At 40.3% G+C, this 19,966-nt stretch carries 18 protein-coding genes and 1 tRNA gene; 15 read left to right on the top strand and 4 right to left on the bottom strand.

The window, feature by feature from the left end; genetic code table 11:
* Positions 1-67 precede the first annotated feature (67 nt).
* The 6 genes from argS to L0951_RS10410 all read left to right on the top strand — a co-directional run bounded on the left by argS (position 68) and on the right by L0951_RS10410 (position 5,980).
* Positions 68-1,846: an arginine--tRNA ligase gene (argS, locus tag L0951_RS10435; protein WP_234111198.1), complete on the top strand. Its 1,779-nt coding sequence runs from the start codon at positions 68-70 to the stop codon at positions 1,844-1,846.
* 100 nt (positions 1,847-1,946) lie between these two features.
* Positions 1,947-3,032, top strand: coding sequence for an AMP-binding protein (locus L0951_RS10430; protein ID WP_234111197.1), 1,086 nt, complete (start codon positions 1,947-1,949; stop codon positions 3,030-3,032).
* Positions 3,029-3,427: an alternative ribosome rescue aminoacyl-tRNA hydrolase ArfB gene (gene arfB / locus L0951_RS10425; RefSeq protein WP_234111195.1), complete on the top strand. Its 399-nt coding sequence runs from the start codon at positions 3,029-3,031 to the stop codon at positions 3,425-3,427. The genes L0951_RS10430 and arfB overlap by 4 nt, the downstream gene beginning before the upstream one ends.
* A 312-nt stretch (positions 3,428-3,739) precedes the next feature.
* Positions 3,740-4,126, top strand: coding sequence for a GreA/GreB family elongation factor (locus L0951_RS10420; protein WP_234111194.1), 387 nt, complete (start codon positions 3,740-3,742; stop codon positions 4,124-4,126).
* 207 nt (positions 4,127-4,333) lie between these two features.
* A complete protein-coding gene (locus tag L0951_RS10415) occupies positions 4,334-5,308 on the top strand; it encodes a deoxyhypusine synthase family protein (protein WP_234111193.1) in 975 nt (324 codons plus the stop codon).
* A gap of 366 nt (positions 5,309-5,674) precedes the next feature.
* Positions 5,675-5,980, top strand: a complete 306-nt coding sequence (locus tag L0951_RS10410; RefSeq protein WP_234111192.1) for an MGMT family protein — start codon at positions 5,675-5,677, stop codon at positions 5,978-5,980.
* Between the two features lie 70 nt (positions 5,981-6,050).
* Here the strand turns inward: L0951_RS10410 and recA are convergent, their stop codons facing one another.
* Entirely contained in the window at positions 6,051-7,055 is a 1,005-nt protein-coding gene (recA, locus tag L0951_RS10405) for a recombinase RecA (protein WP_234111191.1), read from the bottom strand.
* Positions 7,056-7,236: 181 nt separating this feature from the next.
* On the opposite strand from recA, the gene L0951_RS10400 reads away from it, so the two are divergent.
* Positions 7,237-7,307 (top strand) — tRNA-Gln (locus L0951_RS10400).
* A 60-nt stretch (positions 7,308-7,367) separates the two neighbouring features.
* Here L0951_RS10400 and L0951_RS10395 read toward each other — a convergent pair.
* The 3 genes from L0951_RS10395 to L0951_RS10385 form a co-directional block, all read right to left on the bottom strand.
* Positions 7,368-8,246, bottom strand: a complete 879-nt coding sequence (locus L0951_RS10395; protein WP_234111190.1) for an SDR family oxidoreductase — start codon at positions 8,244-8,246, stop codon at positions 7,368-7,370.
* Between the two features lie 227 nt (positions 8,247-8,473).
* On the bottom strand, positions 8,474-11,398 hold the full coding sequence (locus tag L0951_RS10390; protein ID WP_234111188.1) for a M16 family metallopeptidase: 2,925 nt from the start codon (positions 11,396-11,398) through the stop codon (positions 8,474-8,476).
* Positions 11,399-11,700: 302 nt separating this feature from the next.
* Positions 11,701-13,035 carry a dihydroorotase gene (locus L0951_RS10385; RefSeq protein ID WP_234111187.1) on the bottom strand — a complete coding sequence of 445 codons (1,335 nt, stop codon included), beginning with the start codon at positions 13,033-13,035 and terminating at the stop codon, positions 11,701-11,703.
* A gap of 127 nt (positions 13,036-13,162) precedes the next feature.
* Here L0951_RS10385 and L0951_RS10380 point away from each other — a divergent pair, with 127 nt between their 5' ends.
* The 8 genes from L0951_RS10380 to L0951_RS10345 all read left to right on the top strand — a co-directional run bounded on the left by L0951_RS10380 (position 13,163) and on the right by L0951_RS10345 (position 19,959).
* On the top strand, positions 13,163-14,614 hold the full coding sequence (locus L0951_RS10380; RefSeq protein WP_234111185.1) for an oligosaccharide flippase family protein: 1,452 nt from the start codon (positions 13,163-13,165) through the stop codon (positions 14,612-14,614).
* A 1-nt stretch (position 14,615) separates the two neighbouring features.
* Positions 14,616-15,047, top strand: coding sequence for a dUTP diphosphatase (gene dut / locus L0951_RS10375; RefSeq protein ID WP_234111184.1), 432 nt, complete (start codon positions 14,616-14,618; stop codon positions 15,045-15,047).
* Between the two features lie 51 nt (positions 15,048-15,098).
* Positions 15,099-16,124: a sugar phosphate nucleotidyltransferase gene (locus tag L0951_RS10370; RefSeq protein ID WP_234111182.1), complete on the top strand. Its 1,026-nt coding sequence runs from the start codon at positions 15,099-15,101 to the stop codon at positions 16,122-16,124.
* 130 nt (positions 16,125-16,254) lie between these two features.
* Entirely contained in the window at positions 16,255-17,049 is a 795-nt protein-coding gene (locus tag L0951_RS10365) for a DUF4292 domain-containing protein (protein ID WP_234111181.1), read from the top strand.
* Positions 17,046-18,629, top strand: a complete 1,584-nt coding sequence (locus L0951_RS10360; protein WP_234111180.1) for a murein hydrolase activator EnvC family protein — start codon at positions 17,046-17,048, stop codon at positions 18,627-18,629. Before L0951_RS10365 ends, L0951_RS10360 begins: the two co-directional genes overlap by 4 nt.
* Before the next feature lie 33 nt (positions 18,630-18,662).
* The gene (locus L0951_RS10355; RefSeq protein ID WP_234111178.1) at positions 18,663-18,866 is read left to right on the top strand and encodes a twin-arginine translocase TatA/TatE family subunit; all 204 of its coding nucleotides are present in this window, start codon (positions 18,663-18,665) and stop codon (positions 18,864-18,866) included.
* A gap of 12 nt (positions 18,867-18,878) precedes the next feature.
* On the top strand, positions 18,879-19,493 hold the full coding sequence (locus tag L0951_RS10350) for a DUF4254 domain-containing protein (RefSeq protein WP_234111177.1): 615 nt from the start codon (positions 18,879-18,881) through the stop codon (positions 19,491-19,493).
* Positions 19,486-19,959, top strand: coding sequence for a hypothetical protein (locus L0951_RS10345; RefSeq protein ID WP_234111175.1), 474 nt, complete (start codon positions 19,486-19,488; stop codon positions 19,957-19,959). The genes L0951_RS10350 and L0951_RS10345 overlap by 8 nt, the downstream gene beginning before the upstream one ends.
* Positions 19,960-19,966: the final 7 nt, after the last annotated feature.

Genomic DNA, 19,966 nt, shown 5'->3' with positions numbered 1-19,966 from the left:
TTTTCATAGAAACCACTCCTCGGAGTGGTTTTTTTATTTCCGTATATTTGTACTTCAAATTTAGCAGATGAATATCAAAGAAACCTTATATCATAAACTCACTGAAATCGTCCAGTCGCTGTATCAACTGAGTGACCAAAACGATCCAAAAAACGTGAGTTTAGAGGTTCAGGAAACCAACCCTGATCATGATGGCGACTTCACCATCGTTACCTTTCCATTAGTCAAAGTTTTGAAGAAAAGTCCGGATCTCATTGCCGTAGAACTAGGCGATGCCTTAGAAACCCAGACTGATTTAGTAGAGAGTTACACGGTTCTAAAAGGATTCCTTAACCTCAAAATCAGAAACGAATTCTTTCTGGCTAATTTCAATGCGACAAAAGAAAATTTTGGAAAAATTAGCAAGAAAGAGGAAACCGTAATGGTAGAATATTCTTCACCGAACACAAACAAACCACTGCATTTGGGACATATCCGAAATAATCTATTAGGTTATTCCGTCTCCCAGATTTTAAAGGAAGACGGATACAACGTGATCAAAACACAAATTATCAATGATCGGGGAATCCACATCTGCAAGTCGATGCTCGCCTGGGAAAAGTTCGGCAATGGCGGAACCCCACATTCAACCAACACGAAAGGTGACAAATTTGTCGGCAACTACTATGTAGAATTTGACAAAAACTATAAAGCTCAAATAAAGGAACTTCTCGATGCCGGACAATCCGAAGAGCATGCAAAAAAAAATGCTCCAATCATACAGGAAGCACAGCAAATGCTCCTCAATTGGGAGAAAGGCGATGAAAAGGTGAGAAATCTTTGGAAAGTAATGAACTCCTGGGTTTACGAAGGATTTGCTGAAACCTACAAACGATTAGGAGTCGATTTTGATCAGGTTCAGTATGAAAGCAATACTTATATTTTAGGCAAAGACCTCATTCAGGAAGGCTTGAGTAAAGGTGTACTTTTCAGAAAAGATGACGGCTCCGTTTGGTGTGATTTGACTGATGAAGGACTTGACCAAAAATTGCTTTTACGTTCCGATGGAACTTCAGTGTATATGACGCAGGATCTTGGAACGGCCGTTGAACGTTTCAAAGACAATGATATTCAAAAACTCATTTACACCGTAGGTAACGAACAGGATTATCATTTCGATGTCCTATTTAAAATCCTGAAAAAACTGGGCTATCATTGGGCTGAAAACCTTTACCACCTCTCTTACGGAATGGTTGAGCTTCCCGAAGGAAAAATGAAATCCCGTGAAGGAACCGTGGTAGATGCTGACGATTTGATGCAGGAAATGTACCAAACCGCAAAAGAAAAAGCGCAGGAACTGGGTAAACTAGAAAACCTATCGGATGTTGATAAAGAGAAGTCTTATGAAACCGTGGGATTAGGCGCCTTGAAATATTTCATGCTAAAAGTGGACCCGAAAAAGAAAATGCTTTTCAATCCTAAAGAAAGTATCGATTTCAACGGAAATACAGGGCCTTTCATCCAGTATACTTATGCCAGAATACAATCCTTACTCACAAAAGCAAAGTACCAGGAAAAGACCGTGTCAGAATACCCATTGAACGATTCTGAAAAAGAACTGGTGATGAACCTTTCCAACTTCAAAGAGGTAGTATCGAAAGCGGCGGAAACACTTTCTCCGGCGTTGGTGGCGAATTATGTGTATGATTTGGTGAAATCCTACAATTCCTTCTACCAAAACAATCCGATAATGACCCAAGAGGACGAAAATGCGAAACAATTCAGACTGGAACTTTCTTCTCTGACGGGAAAAACCATTAAAAAAGGGCTCTCACTTTTAGGAATTGGAACGGTGGACAGAATGTAGTTCCGCTCCCCTAAATCCCTACCGAAGGAGAGAAATTTTACCAAAAAATGTTTGAAAGGCACACCAAATCTTCTTTAAATATTTCTAGAATAAAGCAATCATGATTTTTGATTTTTCGGAACATATCGATTGGGAATTACTTTCTCCCCACACAGCATTTGAGGAAAAAGTAATTCGCTTTTTAAAAGATTGGTTTTCCAGTACCAAAACAGTTCCGGTACAAACTTCCGGATCCACAGGAAAACCAAAAATCCTTGAAATTGAGAAAAAGCGCATGCTGCATTCCGCAAAAATCACTTGCGATTATTTAGATTTGAAAAATGGAGATTCTGCCCTGCTCTGCCTTCCCGTGGAGTACATTTCAGGTAAAATGATGATCGTGCGCTCAATTGAAAGAAAGCTCAAGCTCCACCTAGTAAACCCGACTTCAACACCACTGGAAGACTTCAATACGGAAATTAATTTTTGCGCCATGTCGCCATTACAGGTTGCAAATTCCTTAAACAAAATCCACCTGATCAAAAACCTTATCATCGGTGGAGCACAAATTTCAGAGAGCCTGAAAAAAAAGGTTGAAAAAAATAATGTGCCTGTTGCAAACCGCATCTTTGAAACCTATGGAATGAGCGAGACTCTATCACATATCGCCTTAAAACAAATTTTTCCCAATGCTGAACCCTATTTTACTATTTTAGATGGTGTGGAAATTTCTAAAAACGAACGGGGATGCTTAACCATTTCCGCTCCAAAGCTGAATGCCGAAATCCTTAAAACTAATGATTTAGTTGAATTAAAAAATAAAAAACAATTCAGATTCCTCGGGAGATTTGATAACGTCATCAATTCGGCCGGGCTAAAAATTTATCCTGAAGAGTTAGAAAACGTGGTCAAGGAACAAGTTTCAAACGAGGTAATTTTTATTGGGGTTCAGAACGAAATGTTTGGCGAAAAATTGGTTATGATTATTGAAGGAACCGAAAGCCCAGAACTAAAAAATCACCTGTCACTTCTTAATTATCCTACCAAAAACCATCGCCCCAAAGAGATCATTTTCATGGAAAATCTTCCAAGAACTCCAAATGGAAAAGTTGATCGAATGGCTTTGAAAAAAAGATGGGCGCAAGCCAGCAAATTCGCCCCAAATATTTCCAATCCAGAAAAGGATTCTCCTCATCCCCAGTCATGAAAAACTTTTCTGCAGAACTCGCTTACAAGACCTCGCGGAGCAGCGGCGCAGGTGGACAAAACGTGAACAAAGTGGAAACTTCCGTCACCGTCATGTGGAAGGTTTCAGAAAGTGAATTTTTCAGCAATGAAGAAAAGAATCTCATTTCAGCAAAACTGAAAAACAGAATCAATTCAGAGGGAATCCTACAACTTACCGTTTCCGAAAACAGAACACAAATTCAAAACAAAAAAATCGCCACAGAGAGAATTGTGGAAATGGTCAATAAAGCGCTCTTCAAACCCAAACCACGAAAAGCGACCAAGCCATCTAAAGCTCAGATTGCGAAACGAATCGAGAATAATAAGAAACTTTCAGAGAAAAAAGAGAGCCGTCGATTTCGCCCGGATCATTAAACACTTGTTTTTTAGAAAGTTAATCCTTAACTTTGGGAAAATTGATTTGATGAAGTTGACTAATTTCTTTTTTCAAGAAACCCGTTTTGGACAAATTCTGATGTCCCTGCAATATTTACACACTGACTCCTTCCTGAAAAACTCAAAGGAGTTCATCAACTAAACCCTGTCTGATCCGCGACAGGGACCTACTCAACGCTCAACCTATTTATATTGATCGTTTCAAAATTGGAACGATGATCATATCCCGCACTTCCATGCCGGGTCATATTTGGAGGCGCATTCACCTTTAATCTAAAAATAATTATAGAAATGTCAGAAAACATAATATTAACTACCGGAGTTTATGATGCCATCAAAGAACATCTTCGGAGAAAAAAAGTAAGTATTAATGAAGAAACGAGGCTTCAAAGCGAATTGAGGAGCGCACAGCAGGTTTTGCGCCGCAACTTGCCGGAAGACGTGGTCACTGTGGACAGAAAAGTCACAATAAAAGACCACACCAATGATGATGAACGCGAATACATCTTCGTTTCATCCGTGAAGGCTAAACCTAAAAAAAACAAATATTCCATTTTATCGGATATTGCACTCGCTGCAGTAGGTTACAAAGCGGGCGATATCATCGAATGGCCATTCAAAGAAGGCGAAAGAAAAATCGAAATCCTGAAGGTAGAGCCCTGGATACAACACACTTAATCGTAATTTCATTTTTTACAAAAGCCGTTTCAAATGGTGAGACGGCTTTCTAATTCCCGAGTTTGATACACCTTTGTTTCTAGAAAATCAGAACTTCACCGCAATTTTGTCCGTGGCTCAATTACTGAAAAATTCGCTTTATTTACTTCGTTCTTGACCCTTTTTACTTGGCTCTTAAATCCCTATCTTTGCCAAAACCTTAGAAAAATGAATAAACCGATTACTGATTTCATCGAAAAATACTACCTGCATTTCAATGCCGCCGCTTTGGTGGACGCTTCCAAAGGATATGTTGCCCACTTGAAAGACGGTGGAAAAATGCTGATTTCATTAGCGGGAGCAATGTCAACCGCAGAACTTGGAAAAATTTTAGCAGAAATGATCCGACAGGATAAAGTCGCAATTATTTCTTGTACAGGTGCAAATCTGGAAGAAGATTTAATGAACTTGGTTGCTCATTCGCATTACAAAAGAGTTCCAAACTACCGTGACCTCACTCCCCAGGAAGAGTGGAACTTGCTGGAAAAAGGATTGAACCGCGTTACCGATACCTGCATACCGGAAGAAGAAGCGTTCCGAAGATTACAGAAACACATCTACGAAATCTGGAAAGATGCCGACAATAAGGGCGAAAGATATTTCCCACACGAATACATGTATAAAATGATTTTGTCCGGAGTTCTGGAGCAATACCACGAAATTCCCCGTGAAAATTCATGGATGATTGCTGCGGCCGAAAAAAACCTGCCGATGGTGGTTCCAGGTTGGGAAGATTCCACCATGGGCAATATATTCGCCAGTTATTGTATCAAAGGTGAGTTGAAACCATCCACCATGAAATCCGGAATCGAATACATGACTTTCCTTGCCGATTGGTATCCGAAAAATTCGGCCGGAAAGGGAGTTGGATTCTTCCAAATCGGTGGCGGAATTGCGGGCGATTTCCCAATCTGCGTCGTACCAATGCTTTATCAGGATTTGGAAATGACAGACATCCCGTTTTGGTCATATTTCTGCCAGATCTCAGACTCAACCACTTCTTACGGTTCCTATTCGGGTGCGGTTCCCAACGAAAAAATCACTTGGGGAAAACTCGATATCAACACCCCGAAATACATTGTAGAGAGCGATGCCACAATTTGCGCACCGCTGATGTTCCAATATATTTTAGAAAATTCTTAAAGCATAATGCGAAATACGAATTACAAAACAGGAAAATCGTCTCATTAGTAGAGGCGATTTTTTTTTAGGAGCTTGAAGGTCTTTTCTTCGTTCGAAATTCTGTCCCGCTCTCCGTACTCGCTTTTTTTTTCATTGCGGTCAAAGTGATGCAATTTTTTGAAATGTTTGCGCTCGCAATGAAAAAAAAGAGCTCAAACAATACTGCGATCGGGGCTATCAACACGGGCGGTTCTCCTTTCAACCGTTGGTCGCCACAAAATCACATTTTTTGCGCTCCCTGTCTATTTGGAAGAGCTTCCTCAGAGCGCCCCCTTCCCGATCTGAAAAACGTAAATTTGCTGATCGCTTCAAAATTTTCTATTCAAAATGGACTCACTTTTCAAAAAACAGGTTTATGAAATCATTCGCATGATTCCTCCCGGAAGAGTCACCAGCTACGGTGCGATTGCAAAAGCAGTAGGATATCCCAATCACTCCAGACATGTGGGAAATGTATTGCGAGATTATGGTGATGATTTCCCCGCACATCGGGTCTGCAATTCTTCAGGACACATCACTGCCAGCTGTTTGCGGGATTTTGTAGGCAAACTCGGAAAAGAGGGAGTGGTCGTAAAAGACAATAAGATTCAGGATTTCAAGAAAATTCTTTGGAATCCTTTGACAGAATTGTGACAAGTGTTTTCACCGCTTTAAGCGCTGACAAAGCCAAAAAGAAACGACCGCTTTTTGCGGCCGTTTATATCTATTTCGATTCGTGAATATGTTGCTTGATTTTCTCTTCCAACTCATCCGCCAAATCCGGATTGTCTTTCAGCATATCTTTCACAGCATCACGACCCTGGCCAAGTTTGGTATCTTCGTAGCTGAACCAAGAACCGCTTTTCTTCACAATTCCCATATCTACAGCGGTATCCAGGATTTCCCCAACCTTAGAAACTCCTTCGCCGTACATAATGTCAAATTCCGCCATTTTAAAAGGTGGAGCTACTTTATTTTTCACGATTTTCACTTTCACTCTGCTTCCTACCGCTTCGTCGCCCTGTTTAATTGGTGCGCTTGCTTTTCTGATATCAATTCTTACGGATGCGTAGAATTTCAATGCGTTTCCACCGGTAGTAGTTTCAGGATTTCCGAACATGACGCCGATTTTCTCCCTTAATTGGTTGATGAAAATCACCGTACATTTCGTTCTGGAAATAGTCGCAGTCAGTTTTCTCAGCGCTTGAGACATTAATCTTGCGTGAAGTCCCATTTTGGAATCACCCATTTCACCCTCGATTTCAGCTTTTGGCGTCAACGCTGCTACGGAGTCGATCACTACAATGTCGATTGCGCCCGACCGAATCAAATTATCCGCAATTTCCAACGCCTGTTCCCCGTTATCGGGCTGTGAAATAATCAGATCATCCAGATTAATTCCCAGTTTTGCAGCATAATGTCGGTCGAAAGCATGTTCCGCATCAATAAACGCAGCAATTCCGCCCATTTTTTGACCTTCAGCAATCGCATGCAAAGTCAAAGTGGTTTTTCCGGAAGATTCTGGACCGTAAATTTCAATGACTCTTCCCTTTGGATAACCTCCTACTCCTAACGCCAAATCCAAACCCAGAGAACCGGAAGGAATCACCTCTATTGAAGTATCCACCGAGTCATCTCCCAAAGTCATCACGGTTCCTTTTCCGTAGGTTTTATCAAGCTTGTCAAGCACCAATGCGAGTGCTTTCTTCTTATCTTCTATACTGCTCATTTCTTAATATTATTTCTTCAAAAATACGGATTAAATCAATGTCTTCACAACAGATTTTTTCGAAAAACAAAAAAAAGGTGAAAACACTTTGATCTCAAATATTTAAAATGCTTCTTTTTTGAGCATTATTTTTTGCCTAACTAAAAAATATTATTAAATTTGCACCACTCAAAACAAGAACAGACCCATGGTGTAGCGGTAACACTACTGATTTTGGTTCAGTCATCTGGGGTTCGAATCCCTGTGGGTCTACAAATTTTGATGCAACGCTCTGATTCTCAGAGCGTTTTTTGTTTTCTTTATTTTAAAGTTTTAATTTGACTTTTTTGCCTTGATCATCGTTTCCAGCATGTCCCACATTTCCTGTGGAATCTGCTCCAGCATATTGAATTCTCCCGCTCCCTGCAGCCATTCGCCACCATCGATTGTGACGACTTCGCCGTTCATGTAAGCAGAATAATCCGAAACCAAATACGCTGCAAGGTTTGCTAACTCCTGATGTTCGCCAACTCTTCGCAATGGAACTTTTTTCCGCATGTCGAATTTTTCAGCCAAATCTCCTGGCAATAGTCTTTCCCAGGCGCCTTTCGTTGGAAACGGACCCGGTGCGATTGCGTTGAAACGGATGTTGTATTTCGCCCACTCTACCGCCAAACTTCTGGTCATTGCAAGAACTCCGGCTTTTGCACAGGCGGATGGAACTACATAAGCGGAACCCGTCCACGAATAAGTGGTGACGATATTGAGAACCGTTCCTGGAATTTTACTTTCAATCCAATATTTCCCAATCGAGAGCGTGCAGTTCTTTGTCCCTTTCAAAACAATATCCAAAATGGAATCGAATGCAGAGTGCGTCAATCTTTCGGTCGGTGCGATGAAGTTTCCTGCTGCATTGTTCAGCAAGATATCAATCTGACCGAATTCTTTGATCACCGTATTTTTCATGGCTTCCACTTCGTCCCAATTTCTCACGTCACACGCCACAGCAAGTACTTTTCCGCCGGTCTGGTCTTCGAGTTCTTTGGCGGTATTCTGTAATTTTTCCAGATTTCTGGATGTGATTGCCACTTTTGCACCCAGCTCCAGAAAATATTTGGTCATCGCTTTTCCTAATCCGCTTCCACCACCGGTTACAATGGCGACTTTATTTTTTAGTGCTCCTTCGCGAAGCATTCCTTCTGTGTATTTCATTTTTGTTCTAAGTTTAAATTGAACCACCATATATTGGCGATTTGAAAGTCTAAAGTTAAGCATAAACATCCTTTCTCAACAACTGAGTCGAATGCAAAGCATACATGATCTCCACCCTTTTTGGAAGATCTTCCGAAAATTCGGGGCCTTTACAGGATTTGGCGATCAGATTCAAAAAAAACTGCCCCAAATAAGGAACAGTTCATTATGATTTTTTTTTGATGGAATTAGTATCCGAAAAGTTCTTCCAAAGAAATCTTCTTCACTTCGCCAAGTTTCTGCACCTCATCCATATTTACCTTTTTTTCTGATGCGACCAAAGCATAGGTGTATGGTTTTCCGGAGATATTGGTCGCATGGAATTTCTTGAGGTCATCCATTGAAATTTGGTCTACAGCTGCATAAACTTGTTTCCGGATATCGCCTTTTAATCCAAGTTGCTGTGCACCGAGATAGCGGAAAATGATGTCGTCCTGCATGATTCGCTCAGTTTGGATATCTTTCTTCACAGATGTTTTTGCCAATTCCAAGTTGACGGGAAGTTCCGGCATTTTGGTAAGGAGTTCGTTCATAGCCAAGGTAGCGTCATTGAATTTGTCCGCCTGACTGCCCACATAACTCATCATATAATATTCGTCGGATTGTTTTGCCGGCTGCACATAGAATCCATAAGTACTGTAAGCCAATGCCTTGCTCTCCCTAATGGTTTGGAAGACAATAGATCCCATTCCTCCGCCGAAATAGTTGTTGAAAACGGTAACAATCGCAGTGTTTGCAGCATCATATTTCGAGGTGTTTCTGATCCATCTCGTTTCTGCCTGAACCATATCATAATCCGTGAACAGTACCTGATTTTTGGTTTGTGGAATTTGGGCAAAAGTTTTCAATGGATTTGGTTGCATAAAATTTGCAGGGACTTTGTGGACCTTCGCCAGCTTTGCTGTGAGATTTTTCAAAGATTCCGGACCATAATAAATAATGGTTTGCTCGTAATTATTAAGGTTTTTCATTTTATCAACCAACTCTTGCGCAGTAATCGCATTTAATTCTTCATCAGAAAATGTGTAGTTGAACTTATTTTTTGCACCGTTTAATGCATAACTCGTCAAACCTTGAAGAATAGCTCCTTTGTTGGCTTTCGCATCTTTTCTTGCTTTTGAAATTCTAGCTTTCAGTGCGGCGAGTGCCGTTTCATCGGGTTTTGCATTCAACATCAAATCTTCATACAATTTCACCGCCTGGTCGAAATTCTCCTGAAGTCCTTCAATGGTAACCGTGGTATATTCCTCACCTGCTGCAACATTGAAACTGGAAGCAATTTTGTAAAAATCTTTGGAAATCTGTTCTGATGATTTTTTGTCAGTTCCCAAAAATTGTAAATACTGCGAAGCCAAAGACTGCTTCAAATCGTTTCCAGTACCGATTTTGTATCGATAACGCAATCTGTAAAGTTGGTTGTCCTTATTCGGGACATACAGAACTTCTGCATTTCCTAACTTCGCTTTTTGGATGTCTTTATCAAAATCCAGAAAAACTGGTTCCGAAGGGATTGCAGGCAAATCATTCACCGACTTCACAAAAGCGGATTGCTTGTCCGCATTAGTTTCCACAGGTGTAATGGCCGGTTTGTCGATTTTTTGAGAATCTTTATTCTCGCCTTTTCTTTTCAAAACAGCTACATAATTATTTCCTAAATATTTATTGGCAAATGCAATGACGTCTTCCTTCTTTATTTTTGAAAGATCGTTCACATATGCAACCTGATCTTTCCAGTCAATTTCATCATTGAATGCGCTCTGCAAAAGTCTGGCGCGGTCTCCATACTTTTCAGTAGACTGAATTTTCTGTTTCTTGATATTATTTACAATCGAAGGCAAAAGATCGGCATCAAAATTCCCTTTTTTAAGGTTTTCGATTTCATTGAGAACCAACTTCTGAACTTCTTCCAAACTTTGACCGGTAGTTGGAGCCGCATTCAGCCAAAGAACCCCATAATCCTGAAGAGTAAATGTGAATGCACTTGCTCTCAACAATTTTTGCTGTTTTACCAGGTTTAAGTCGAGTAAACCTGCTTTTCCATTAGTCAAAATTTCGCCAACCAAATCTGCCAAAAGAACGTCCTTGTCTTTATTTCCAGGAAGTCTAAAAGCAATGCCGATATTTTCAGCATCCGGACCTACCACTTCTTTCACAATGGGAGCTGTGATGGGTTCTTCTGGTTGAAAAGTGTATTTCGGCACCGGTTTGCTTTGCATGTAAGAAAATGTTTTGTCGATTTTCGCGATCGCCTGATCCGGATCAAAATCTCCAGACATAATCACACCCATATTATTGGGGACGTAATAGGTATTGAAATATTTACGGATTTCTACCAACGATGGATTTTTCAAATGTTCAATCGTACCGATGGTGGTCTGCTTTCCATAATTGTGATTTTTGAATAGATTAGAAAACAGGGTTTCGAAAACTTTGCTTCCGTCACTGTCCAAAGAACGGTTTTTTTCTTCATAAACTGCTTCCAGTTCAGTATGGAAAATTCGCAGAACCGGATTTCGAAAACGCTCTCCCTGAACAGCGAGATATTTATCCAAAGCGCTTGATGGCACATCATCCGTATAAACGGTTTCTTCAAAACTGGTCCACGCATTGGTTCCCTGAGCGCCCATTGCGGTCATCATTTTGTCGTATTCATTGGCAATCGCATATTTAGATGCGACTCCGGAAACCGAATCTATTTTCTTGTAGATTTTCTTTCTCTCGTCTTCATTTTTGGACTTGTTGTATTGCTCATAAAGTGCATCAATTTTGTCGAGTTCCGGTTTTTCTTTTGCCCAATCGAGTGATCCATATCGATCTGTACCTTTGAATAGCATGTGCTCCAAGTAATGCGCTAAACCGGTATTTGTGGAAGGATCGGTCTTGCTACCCGCTTTGGTGGCAACAAACGCCTGAATTCTCGGATCTTTTTTTGTTGGACTAAGAATCACGGTAAGTCCGTTTTTAAGAGTATAAAAACGTGCCTGTGTTGGATCATTGGTCACATACCGGTAAGTGTAACCGCCACTTTTTGCTTCCTTCCATTGGTATTCCTGCGCATTTGCAGAAAACATAATTGCTACAGCAGAAAGCATCAATAATTTTTTCCTGATCATATTAAATTGAGTTGATATTTATTTATATGTGTAAATTTATACTAAAATGTTTCACTTTTCGGGACTTTCTAATATTTTAATCTGAAGTCTAGCAGATTGAGCGCAAGAATTTTTTTTACTTGAAGTTATAAATTCAAAGATATCACAACTTTTCCAGACTGGAAACCATTCCCTTGACCAAAAAAAAAATTGCGTTGCAAGTGAAGTAATCATCTCTGAAAGGCTTAAAATCATGGTTTCCTCCACAAAAAAGCTGGTTCCAAACAAACTGTCTGATCAAACAAAAAGAGCTGCTCCCAAAATCACCTCTCGAACAACAATCTTTCACCATGTTTTTCGGCTGAAATATTTCCATTTTCATAAGCCAGAAAACCATTCACGAAAGTGTGGGTGACTTTCGAATGAAAAGTCATTCCTTCCAAGGGACTCCACCCGCATTGGTACAGGATATTTTCTTTGGAAACCGTCCATTCGGTATTCAAATCCACCAGAACCAAATCGGCTTTGAACCCTTCCCGGATAAAGCCGCGTTTTTCAATCTGAAAAAGAATTGCAGGATTATGACACATTTTCTCAACTATTTTTTCCAGGGTGATTTTTCGGTTTCTGTGATTTTCGAGCATCACCAATAAAGCATGCTGAACCATTGGTGCTCCGGAAGGTGCTTTGGTGTAAACATTGTGTTTTTCTTCCAAAGTATGCGGCGCATGATCGGTGGCAATCACATCAATTCTTCCATCCTGAACTGCTTTCCAAAGTGCTTCCTTATCTTTTTCTGTTTTAATGGCCGGATTCCATTTGATCAAGGTTCCTTTCTCTTCATAATCATCATTCGAAAAAGTTAAATGATGGATGCAGACTTCCGAAGTAATTTTTTTGTCTTTTAATGGGATGTCATTTCTAAAAAGTTCCAGTTCTTTCGCCGTGGAAACATGGAAAACGTGAAGCCGGGCTCCTGTTTTCCGGGCAAGTTCCACTGCCTTTGACGAGGACAGATAGCATGCTTCTTCGCTTCTGATTAAGTGATGATATTTCATTGGAATATCGTCACCGAATTTTTCGCGGTAGATTTCGGTATTTCTTCTAATCGTTCCTTCGTCTTCGCAATGAACGCAAATCAACATCTTGCACTCACTAAAGATTTTTTCCAAAGTTTCCGGATGATCAACCAACATATTTCCGGTGGACGAACCGAGGAAAAGTTTGATTCCAGCAACATTTCTGGGATTTGTTTTTAAAACTTCTTCCAGATTGTCATTCGTGCCGCCCATCGTAAAGGAATAATTGGCGAAAGATTTCTGTGCTGCGATTTTGTACTTTTCTTCCAAAATCCCCTGAGTTACGGCATTCGGGACAGTATTCGGCTGCTCAATGAAACTGGTGATTCCACCCGCAATCGCAGCTCTGGATTCACTTTCGATATCGCCTTTGTGAATGAGTCCGGGTTCCCGAAAATGCACCTGGTCATCAATAATTCCTGGAAGCAGAAATTTTCCTGTCGCATCAATTACCTTGTCAATGCCTTCTTCGGAAATGTTTTTGCCAATTTTGGAAATGACATCGTTTTCAATGAGCAGATCAGTAATAAATATCTGATTCTCATTCACGATGGTGGCATTTTTTATTAGGGTTTTCATGACTTTTTCCAATGATTAATTACAGGGTAAATTTAGTTATAATTATTTCCTCGCACCAAAGTAATCTCTTTAACCGATTGATGAGGAAATAAAACTAATAATTACCTTTGCGGAAAATAAACACATCTTGTATAAGAAATTACTCGGACAAACTGCTATTTACGGATTAAGCACAGTGATTATCCGGCTATTCCCTTTCATCATCAGTCCGTTTGTAACACATGCTTTTGGTCCGAAGGCACTTGCTCCTTTCATCGACTTTTATTCCGTTGCGGGAATCATCATTGTGCTGCTGTCTCATGGAATGGAGACCACTTTTTTTCGTTTTGCGGAAAAAGAAAATGACGGCCGAAAACTGATATCCACCGCAACAATCAGTGTGCTGGGAGCTTCGTTTCTTTTCATGCTGTTCTGCTACATTTTCCGGCAAGATCTGGCGATTGCATTCAAGACTCCTGACCAGGTCAACCTTTTGACGATGATGCTCTTCGTTCTCGGATTGGACGGACTTTCCACAATGCCGTTTGTGATTTTAAGAAAAACGGGTCGCCCCAAAAAATATGCCGCCATCAAAATCATCAACGGAATCATCAATTTCCTGCTGGTCGTTTTATTCATCGTAGTTTTACCCAGACTTGGCAAGCACGGAATACTTGGATTCAGCTATGACAAAGAATTTGGAATAGGTTACGTCTTCGTGGCAAATCTCGTGGCGAGTGCAGTTACTTTTTTGTTGCTGTTTTCGGAATTAAAATCAGTTCGGATTAACGCCTTCAGTTGGGATTTGTGGAAAAAGATGATGGCGTATTCCTGGCCAATTACGATCGCCGGTTTAGCCGGCGTAATCAACGAAACCATGGACAGACAGTTCCTGAAATACCTGCTTCCAGACGGCATCAACACTGAACAAATGGCGATTTATGGTGCGGTTTGCAAAATTGTTACCTTTTTGACTTTATTTAGACAGGCCTATCTTTTGGGAATCGAGCCGTTCTTCTTCTCTCATGCCAAGAATGAAAACTCCGGTCGTTCTTACGCAAAACTGATGGACATGTTTGTCATTGTGAACAGTGTAATCTTACTTGCGCTTTGTGCAAATCTGGACTGGCTTGGAAAACTTTACCTTTCGAATCCGGCTTATAACGAAGGAATTCCCATTGTTCCCATTGTATTAATGGCAGCTGTTTTTCTGGGAATTTATCTCAACATGTCAGTTTGGTACAAACTTTCAGACAAAACGATTTTTGGCGCATACCTCTCGATTTTGGGAGCGCTGGTCACCATTTTGGTGAACTTCTATTTTATTCCTAAATATGGTTATTGGGCTTCAACTTGGGGTACTTTCTTAAGCTATTTTTCCATGATGACAGTATCCTATTTTCTTGGCCAGTATTATTATCCGGTTCCCTATAATATGAAGAAAATTTTGGGATATTTGGGGTTGAGCATTTTGTTTTCGGTTTTGTCCTATTATGTATTTGATGGAAATTTTATTTTAGGGAACACATTATTAATCGTATTTTTAGCACTGGTTTTTTACCTTGAAAAAGACAATTTACACAGATTAAGAAACAGTTAGCATGAAAATCAGAATTATTAATAAAAGTAAACACGCATTACCGAAATACCAAACCGCACTTTCTGCAGGAATGGATCTCTACGCGAATCTAGACAAAAGCATCACCATGTTACCATTGGAAAGGAAACTGATTCCTACGGGACTTTTTATCGAACTCCCGGAGAATTATGAAGCTCAAATACGCCCCAGAAGCGGATTAGCCATTAAAAATGGAGTTACCGTCCTGAATGCTCCGGGAACTGTGGACGCGGATTACCGAGGAGAAATCGGAGTAATTTTGGTAAATTTGTCAAAAGACGATTTCACCATCAATGACGGCGACAGAATCGCTCAAATGGTAATCGCAAGACACGAAAGCGCCATTTGGGAAGAAGTTTCTGAACTCAGCGAAACAGAAAGAGGTGGAGGCGGATTCGGAAGTACTTCAAAGTAAATCCACCCATCCTAAACACCATTCAAAACATTTTAAAAAATTAAAAAAACTATGAAGATCATCGTTCCGATGGCGGGAAGAGGTTCCCGTTTAAGACCACACACACTCACTGTTCCAAAACCTTTAATCCCAATCGCCGGAAAACCGATTGTGCAAAGATTGGTGGAAGACATCGCGAGAGTGGCAGGAGAAAAAATTGACGAAATCGCTTTCATTATTGGAGATTTCGGTTCTGATGTGGAAGAATCGCTGCTTAAGATTGCCGAAAAATTAGGCGCTAAAGGGAGTATCTACGTTCAGGATGAGCCACTGGGAACCGCACACGCCATCAAATGTGCTGAAAAATCAATGCAGGGAGATGTGGTGGTAGCTTTCGCAGACACTTTATTTAAGGCAGACTTCCAACTTGACAAAAATTCCGATGGCGTCATCTGGGTGAAAAAAGTGGAAGATCCAACCGCATTTGGAGTGGTGAAATTAGACGATTATGGCTTCATCACTGATTTCGTGGAAAAACCGAAAACTTTTGTTTCCGATTTGGCGATTATAGGAATCTATTATTTCCATTCGGCAGAAAAGCTGATGGATGAAATCAACTTCATCATGAACAACAACATCAAAGAAGGCGGGGAATTTCAGTTAACAACGGCACTTGAAAATCTTCGGCAAAAAGGTGCAAAATTCTCCTTAGGAAAAGTTGACGATTGGATGGACTGCGGAAACAAAAATGCCACCGTGGAAACCAACGGAAAAGTTTTAAACTACGAAAAAGAAGCGTTTTCTAATTATCCGGCATCTGCAAAAATTGAGAATTCGCTCATTATTCCACCTTGTTTCATTGGTGAGAACGTGACCATTTCCAACTCTAAAATAGGACCTTTCGCGTCGATAGGTAATAATACCATGATCATCAATTCCAATATCGATAATTCCCTGATCCAAGAAAACACCGTAATCGACCACGGAAATCTGAGCAACTCCATGATCGGCAGCTGCGCCAAATATTTCGGAGTGGCGCGAGAAATATCGCTGGGTGATTATTCCGTTTTGGATTTCCTCTCGAAGGACGTGGACTAAGCATGATTTTGGCTTTAGGCAATTTTATAAACCAACCCACAAAAATCTCAAATCAAGCCACACAAAACAATTTGTGTGGTTTGGCGTTAATATTGCAAAACTTTAGGCAATAACATCTAGAAGTAAAATAATGAAAAAATATATTTTAGCGCTGCTGACTTTCATTCTGGTCATTTCCTGCAAAACAAAAACTGCGGTCAATGCACCAATCAGCTCCAATGCGCCAGTCAGCTCCAGTACTGAATTCTTTGACAAAATTAAAATGAAACCAGATTTCCAGCAGGTGAAAATCAATTCCAGAGTCAATGTGGAAACCGGAAGTTATATCCCCACATTGGATGCGACGATCTACCTTGAAAACGGTCAAAAAATTTGGATGAATTTGGTCGCTGTCATTCTGAATGTTGGTCGTGGAATGGCAACTCCGGAAGGAATCCGCGGTTACGAAAAGTGGAACAAAACCTACATCGAGTCCGATTTTACATATTTGAACAACTTGTTGAACGTGAATTTCATAGATTATAATTCGCTGCAAAATTTATTGCTGGGAAGAACATTTATTCCGGTGAATGAAAAAGATTTTGTGCTTACCAGAAATGCACAAGGCTACAATTTGAGCTCCACAAAAAATATGAAATTCGAAAATAAGGGAAAAATATCGGAATATGCTGTTTCTCTTGATTATTCAGTTGATTTTGATTTAATAAAAGTCATTCTGAATGAAATCAAGACCGGCGACCAACTGGAAATCTCTTATGCAGACTATGAAAATTTCGAAAACATGAAAATGCCAAAATATGTTAAAATAATTATAAAAGGTACAAAAACAAGTCAGATTTTCATGGAAAATACGAAATTTGACAGTTCTAGAATGGACACCCCTTATTCCGTCCCCAATAATTACACGAAAACTGAGATTAGATGATTAAGAAAATAGGCTTTTTAATGGGAATTTTTCTGTTCGGAATTTTGTCTGCCCAGAAAAAGGAACAGCTTCAAAAGCAAAATGCGGAACTGAAAAAACAAATCGCCGCGATCAACTCCAATCTGGCAAAAACTCAGCAACAATCAAAACTTTCCATTGCCTATCTGAACGAAGTGAACAAAAAAATTCAGCTTCGGGAAAAGGTGTATTCCAATACCCAGAAAGAAAAAAAGCTGATTGAGGATGATATCTATCTTCGTCAGTTGGAAATCAACCGCCAGAATCGGGAACTTGCGGTTTTAAGGAAAAATTATGCGGAAGTTTTAGTGAAAGCCTACAAAAATAAAGGGGTACAAAATAAGGTGACCTTTATTTTGTCCTCCAAAAATCTCGGTGAAGCACTGAGAAGAGTTCAGTATTTAAAAGATTACGCTGATTACCAGGATAAAAAAGCTGCAGAAATATCTGGCGCCGCTGAGAAATTGAAGCAAAGCATTGCATTAAGGCAAAAGTCGGTAAAAGATAAGGAAACCATCCTCACTAACCAGCAAAAAGACTTGCTCACCATTGAGGCTGAAAGAAAGCAGAAGGAATCACTTTTGGAAGAATTCAAGAAAAATGAAGTCCAGCTTACCGCAGAATTGAAGCAAAAACAAGCGGAATCCAAAAAACTAGAGGGACAGATCCGTGCAATCATTGCGGAAGAAATCAGAATTGCGAAAGCGAACGAAGAGGCCAGAAAAAAAGAAGAAGCTGAAAAGATTCGTCTGGCAAAAATCGCCGCCGAGAAGGAAAAGGCAAAGATTGAAGCTGAAAACAAGGCAAGGTTGGAAGCTTTGGCTCTAGAAAAGAAAAAAGCTGATGAAGAAGCAAAGAGATTAAAAGATATCGCAGACAGGAAAGCCGCAGACGAAGCTGAAAAAGCCAGACTCGCAGCCGCAGCAGATGCCAAAAAAACTGAAGACGCCAGAAGAGCCGCAGACGCGGAAAAAGCCGAAGCAAGAAGATTAACTGCTGCAAAAGAAGCAGCAGATGCAGCAGCATTGGCAAAAGCCGCCGCAAACAAAGCCGCTGCAGCAGGCGCTGCACAAGCAAATTTGGCCAAGAAAAATGAAGACGAAAAGAAAGCCGCCGAAACAAAGGTAATGACGAATTTCGGGGTGAATTCAGCAGTGGGAAGCAATTTTGCGGCCAACAAAGGGAGAATGAGCATGCCTGTTTCAGGAGAAATTACGCACCGATTTGGCAGACAACCCCATCCGGTTTTCAAGAATATTGTGGAAGAAAATAACGGAATCAAAATCGCGGTGACCAAAGGCACAGTGGCGAAATGCATTGCTCCGGGAACAGTTTCCAGGGTGGTTGCTTCCGGTGATGGTTCCAAAACGGTGATCGTAAAACATGGCGATTACTTCAGCATTTATGCCAATTTAGCTTCCACCATGGTTTCCGCAAATCAGAATGTTGCAGCAGGAACCTCCATAGGAACCGTTGCCGAAGATTATGACAGCACTTACACCCTTGATTTCCAGATCTGGTACGGAAGCAACCCGGTTGATCCACTGGGTTGGGTAAATTAAAAAATAACTTTAACTTTACAGAAAATTTCAACAATGTTTACACTAACAATATTAGCGCTTTCTTGGCAACACCTTTTGATCGTCGCACTGCTTTTGCTCGTACTCTTCGGCGGAAAGAAAATCCCTGAAATGATGCGAGGTTTAGGTTCTGGAATCAAAGAATTTAAGGATGCGGTGAAAGAAGAGGACAAAAAACCGGCAGATGAGCCGAAGTCTAATCCAGAAAAAAACAATTAAAAAAGTTTGAGCATGGATTTTTGCGAAAAGGCCTGGAAAATTTTTGATCAGTCAATTTCGGATTACCACGTTAAGGATGATGTGGATTCCGGGGAAAATAATCCTTTTGAAAACGGAAGTTTGGAACAACTTTTGTATGCAAAGAATTGGATTGACACCGTTCAATGGCATTTGGAAGATATCATTCGTGATGAAAATATTGACCCGGTTGACGCTTTAAAGATTAAGAGAAGAATAGACTCTTCCAATCAGAAAAGAACTGATTTAGTGGAGTTTATAGACAGTTGGTTTCTGCACAAACTCAATCAGATCACTCCAAATTCTGATGCAAAAATCAACACGGAAACTCCAGCTTGGGCAGTGGACAGATTATCGATTTTGGCGCTGAAAGTTTATCATATGGCGCTAGAAGCCAATAGAGAGTCTGCAACTGAAGAACATAGACTAAAATGCACAGAAAAACTGAATATCCTGCTCGAGCAGAAAAAAGATCTCTCTGAAGCAATAAACCAGTTGATTTCTGATATTGAGAACGGTAAAGTTAAGATGAAAGTATACAAACAGATGAAGATGTATAATGATGAAAGTCTTAACCCGGTCCTTTATCAAAATCAGAAAAATGGCTAAGTTCAACATAGGTTTCTCTTTTATCATTGTACTTGCAGTTTCCTGCTCCATAGAAAAGGTCAATCTTTCGCCGGTTACCGAATCTTTCTTAACCGCACAAGGTCAAAGCAAAACCATCCAAACCGGTTACAGCATCAAGAAAAACCTCATCATTTATTCATCAGAGATTTCCAATTTGATCGCCACATTTCCAAAATTCAAAAATGAGGCAGTGAATAAGGAAGTCGCAAACCTAAAATATCACCTGAAGGAATATATCGGCGCGATGGAAGCCTACAACATCAACGGTCTGGATCGATCATACAGAAAATACGAACAGTCCTATAAAAAGATTCAAAGCCTGAGAAAACATCTTAAACCCGATGAAGATCAGGTTCTGAACCGTTATCTGGTAAGGATTAAGACCAACATTTCACTTTTGGAAAGCAATTTCCCAAAAGATTCATTATCTTCGAGTAAAAATTAAGAACCTC

Source organism: Chryseobacterium sp. R2A-55 (assembly GCF_021401085.1).
Taxonomy (GTDB): Bacteria; Bacteroidota; Bacteroidia; order Flavobacteriales; family Weeksellaceae; genus Kaistella.
This window is presented reverse-complemented; position numbering and strand designations above follow the sequence as displayed.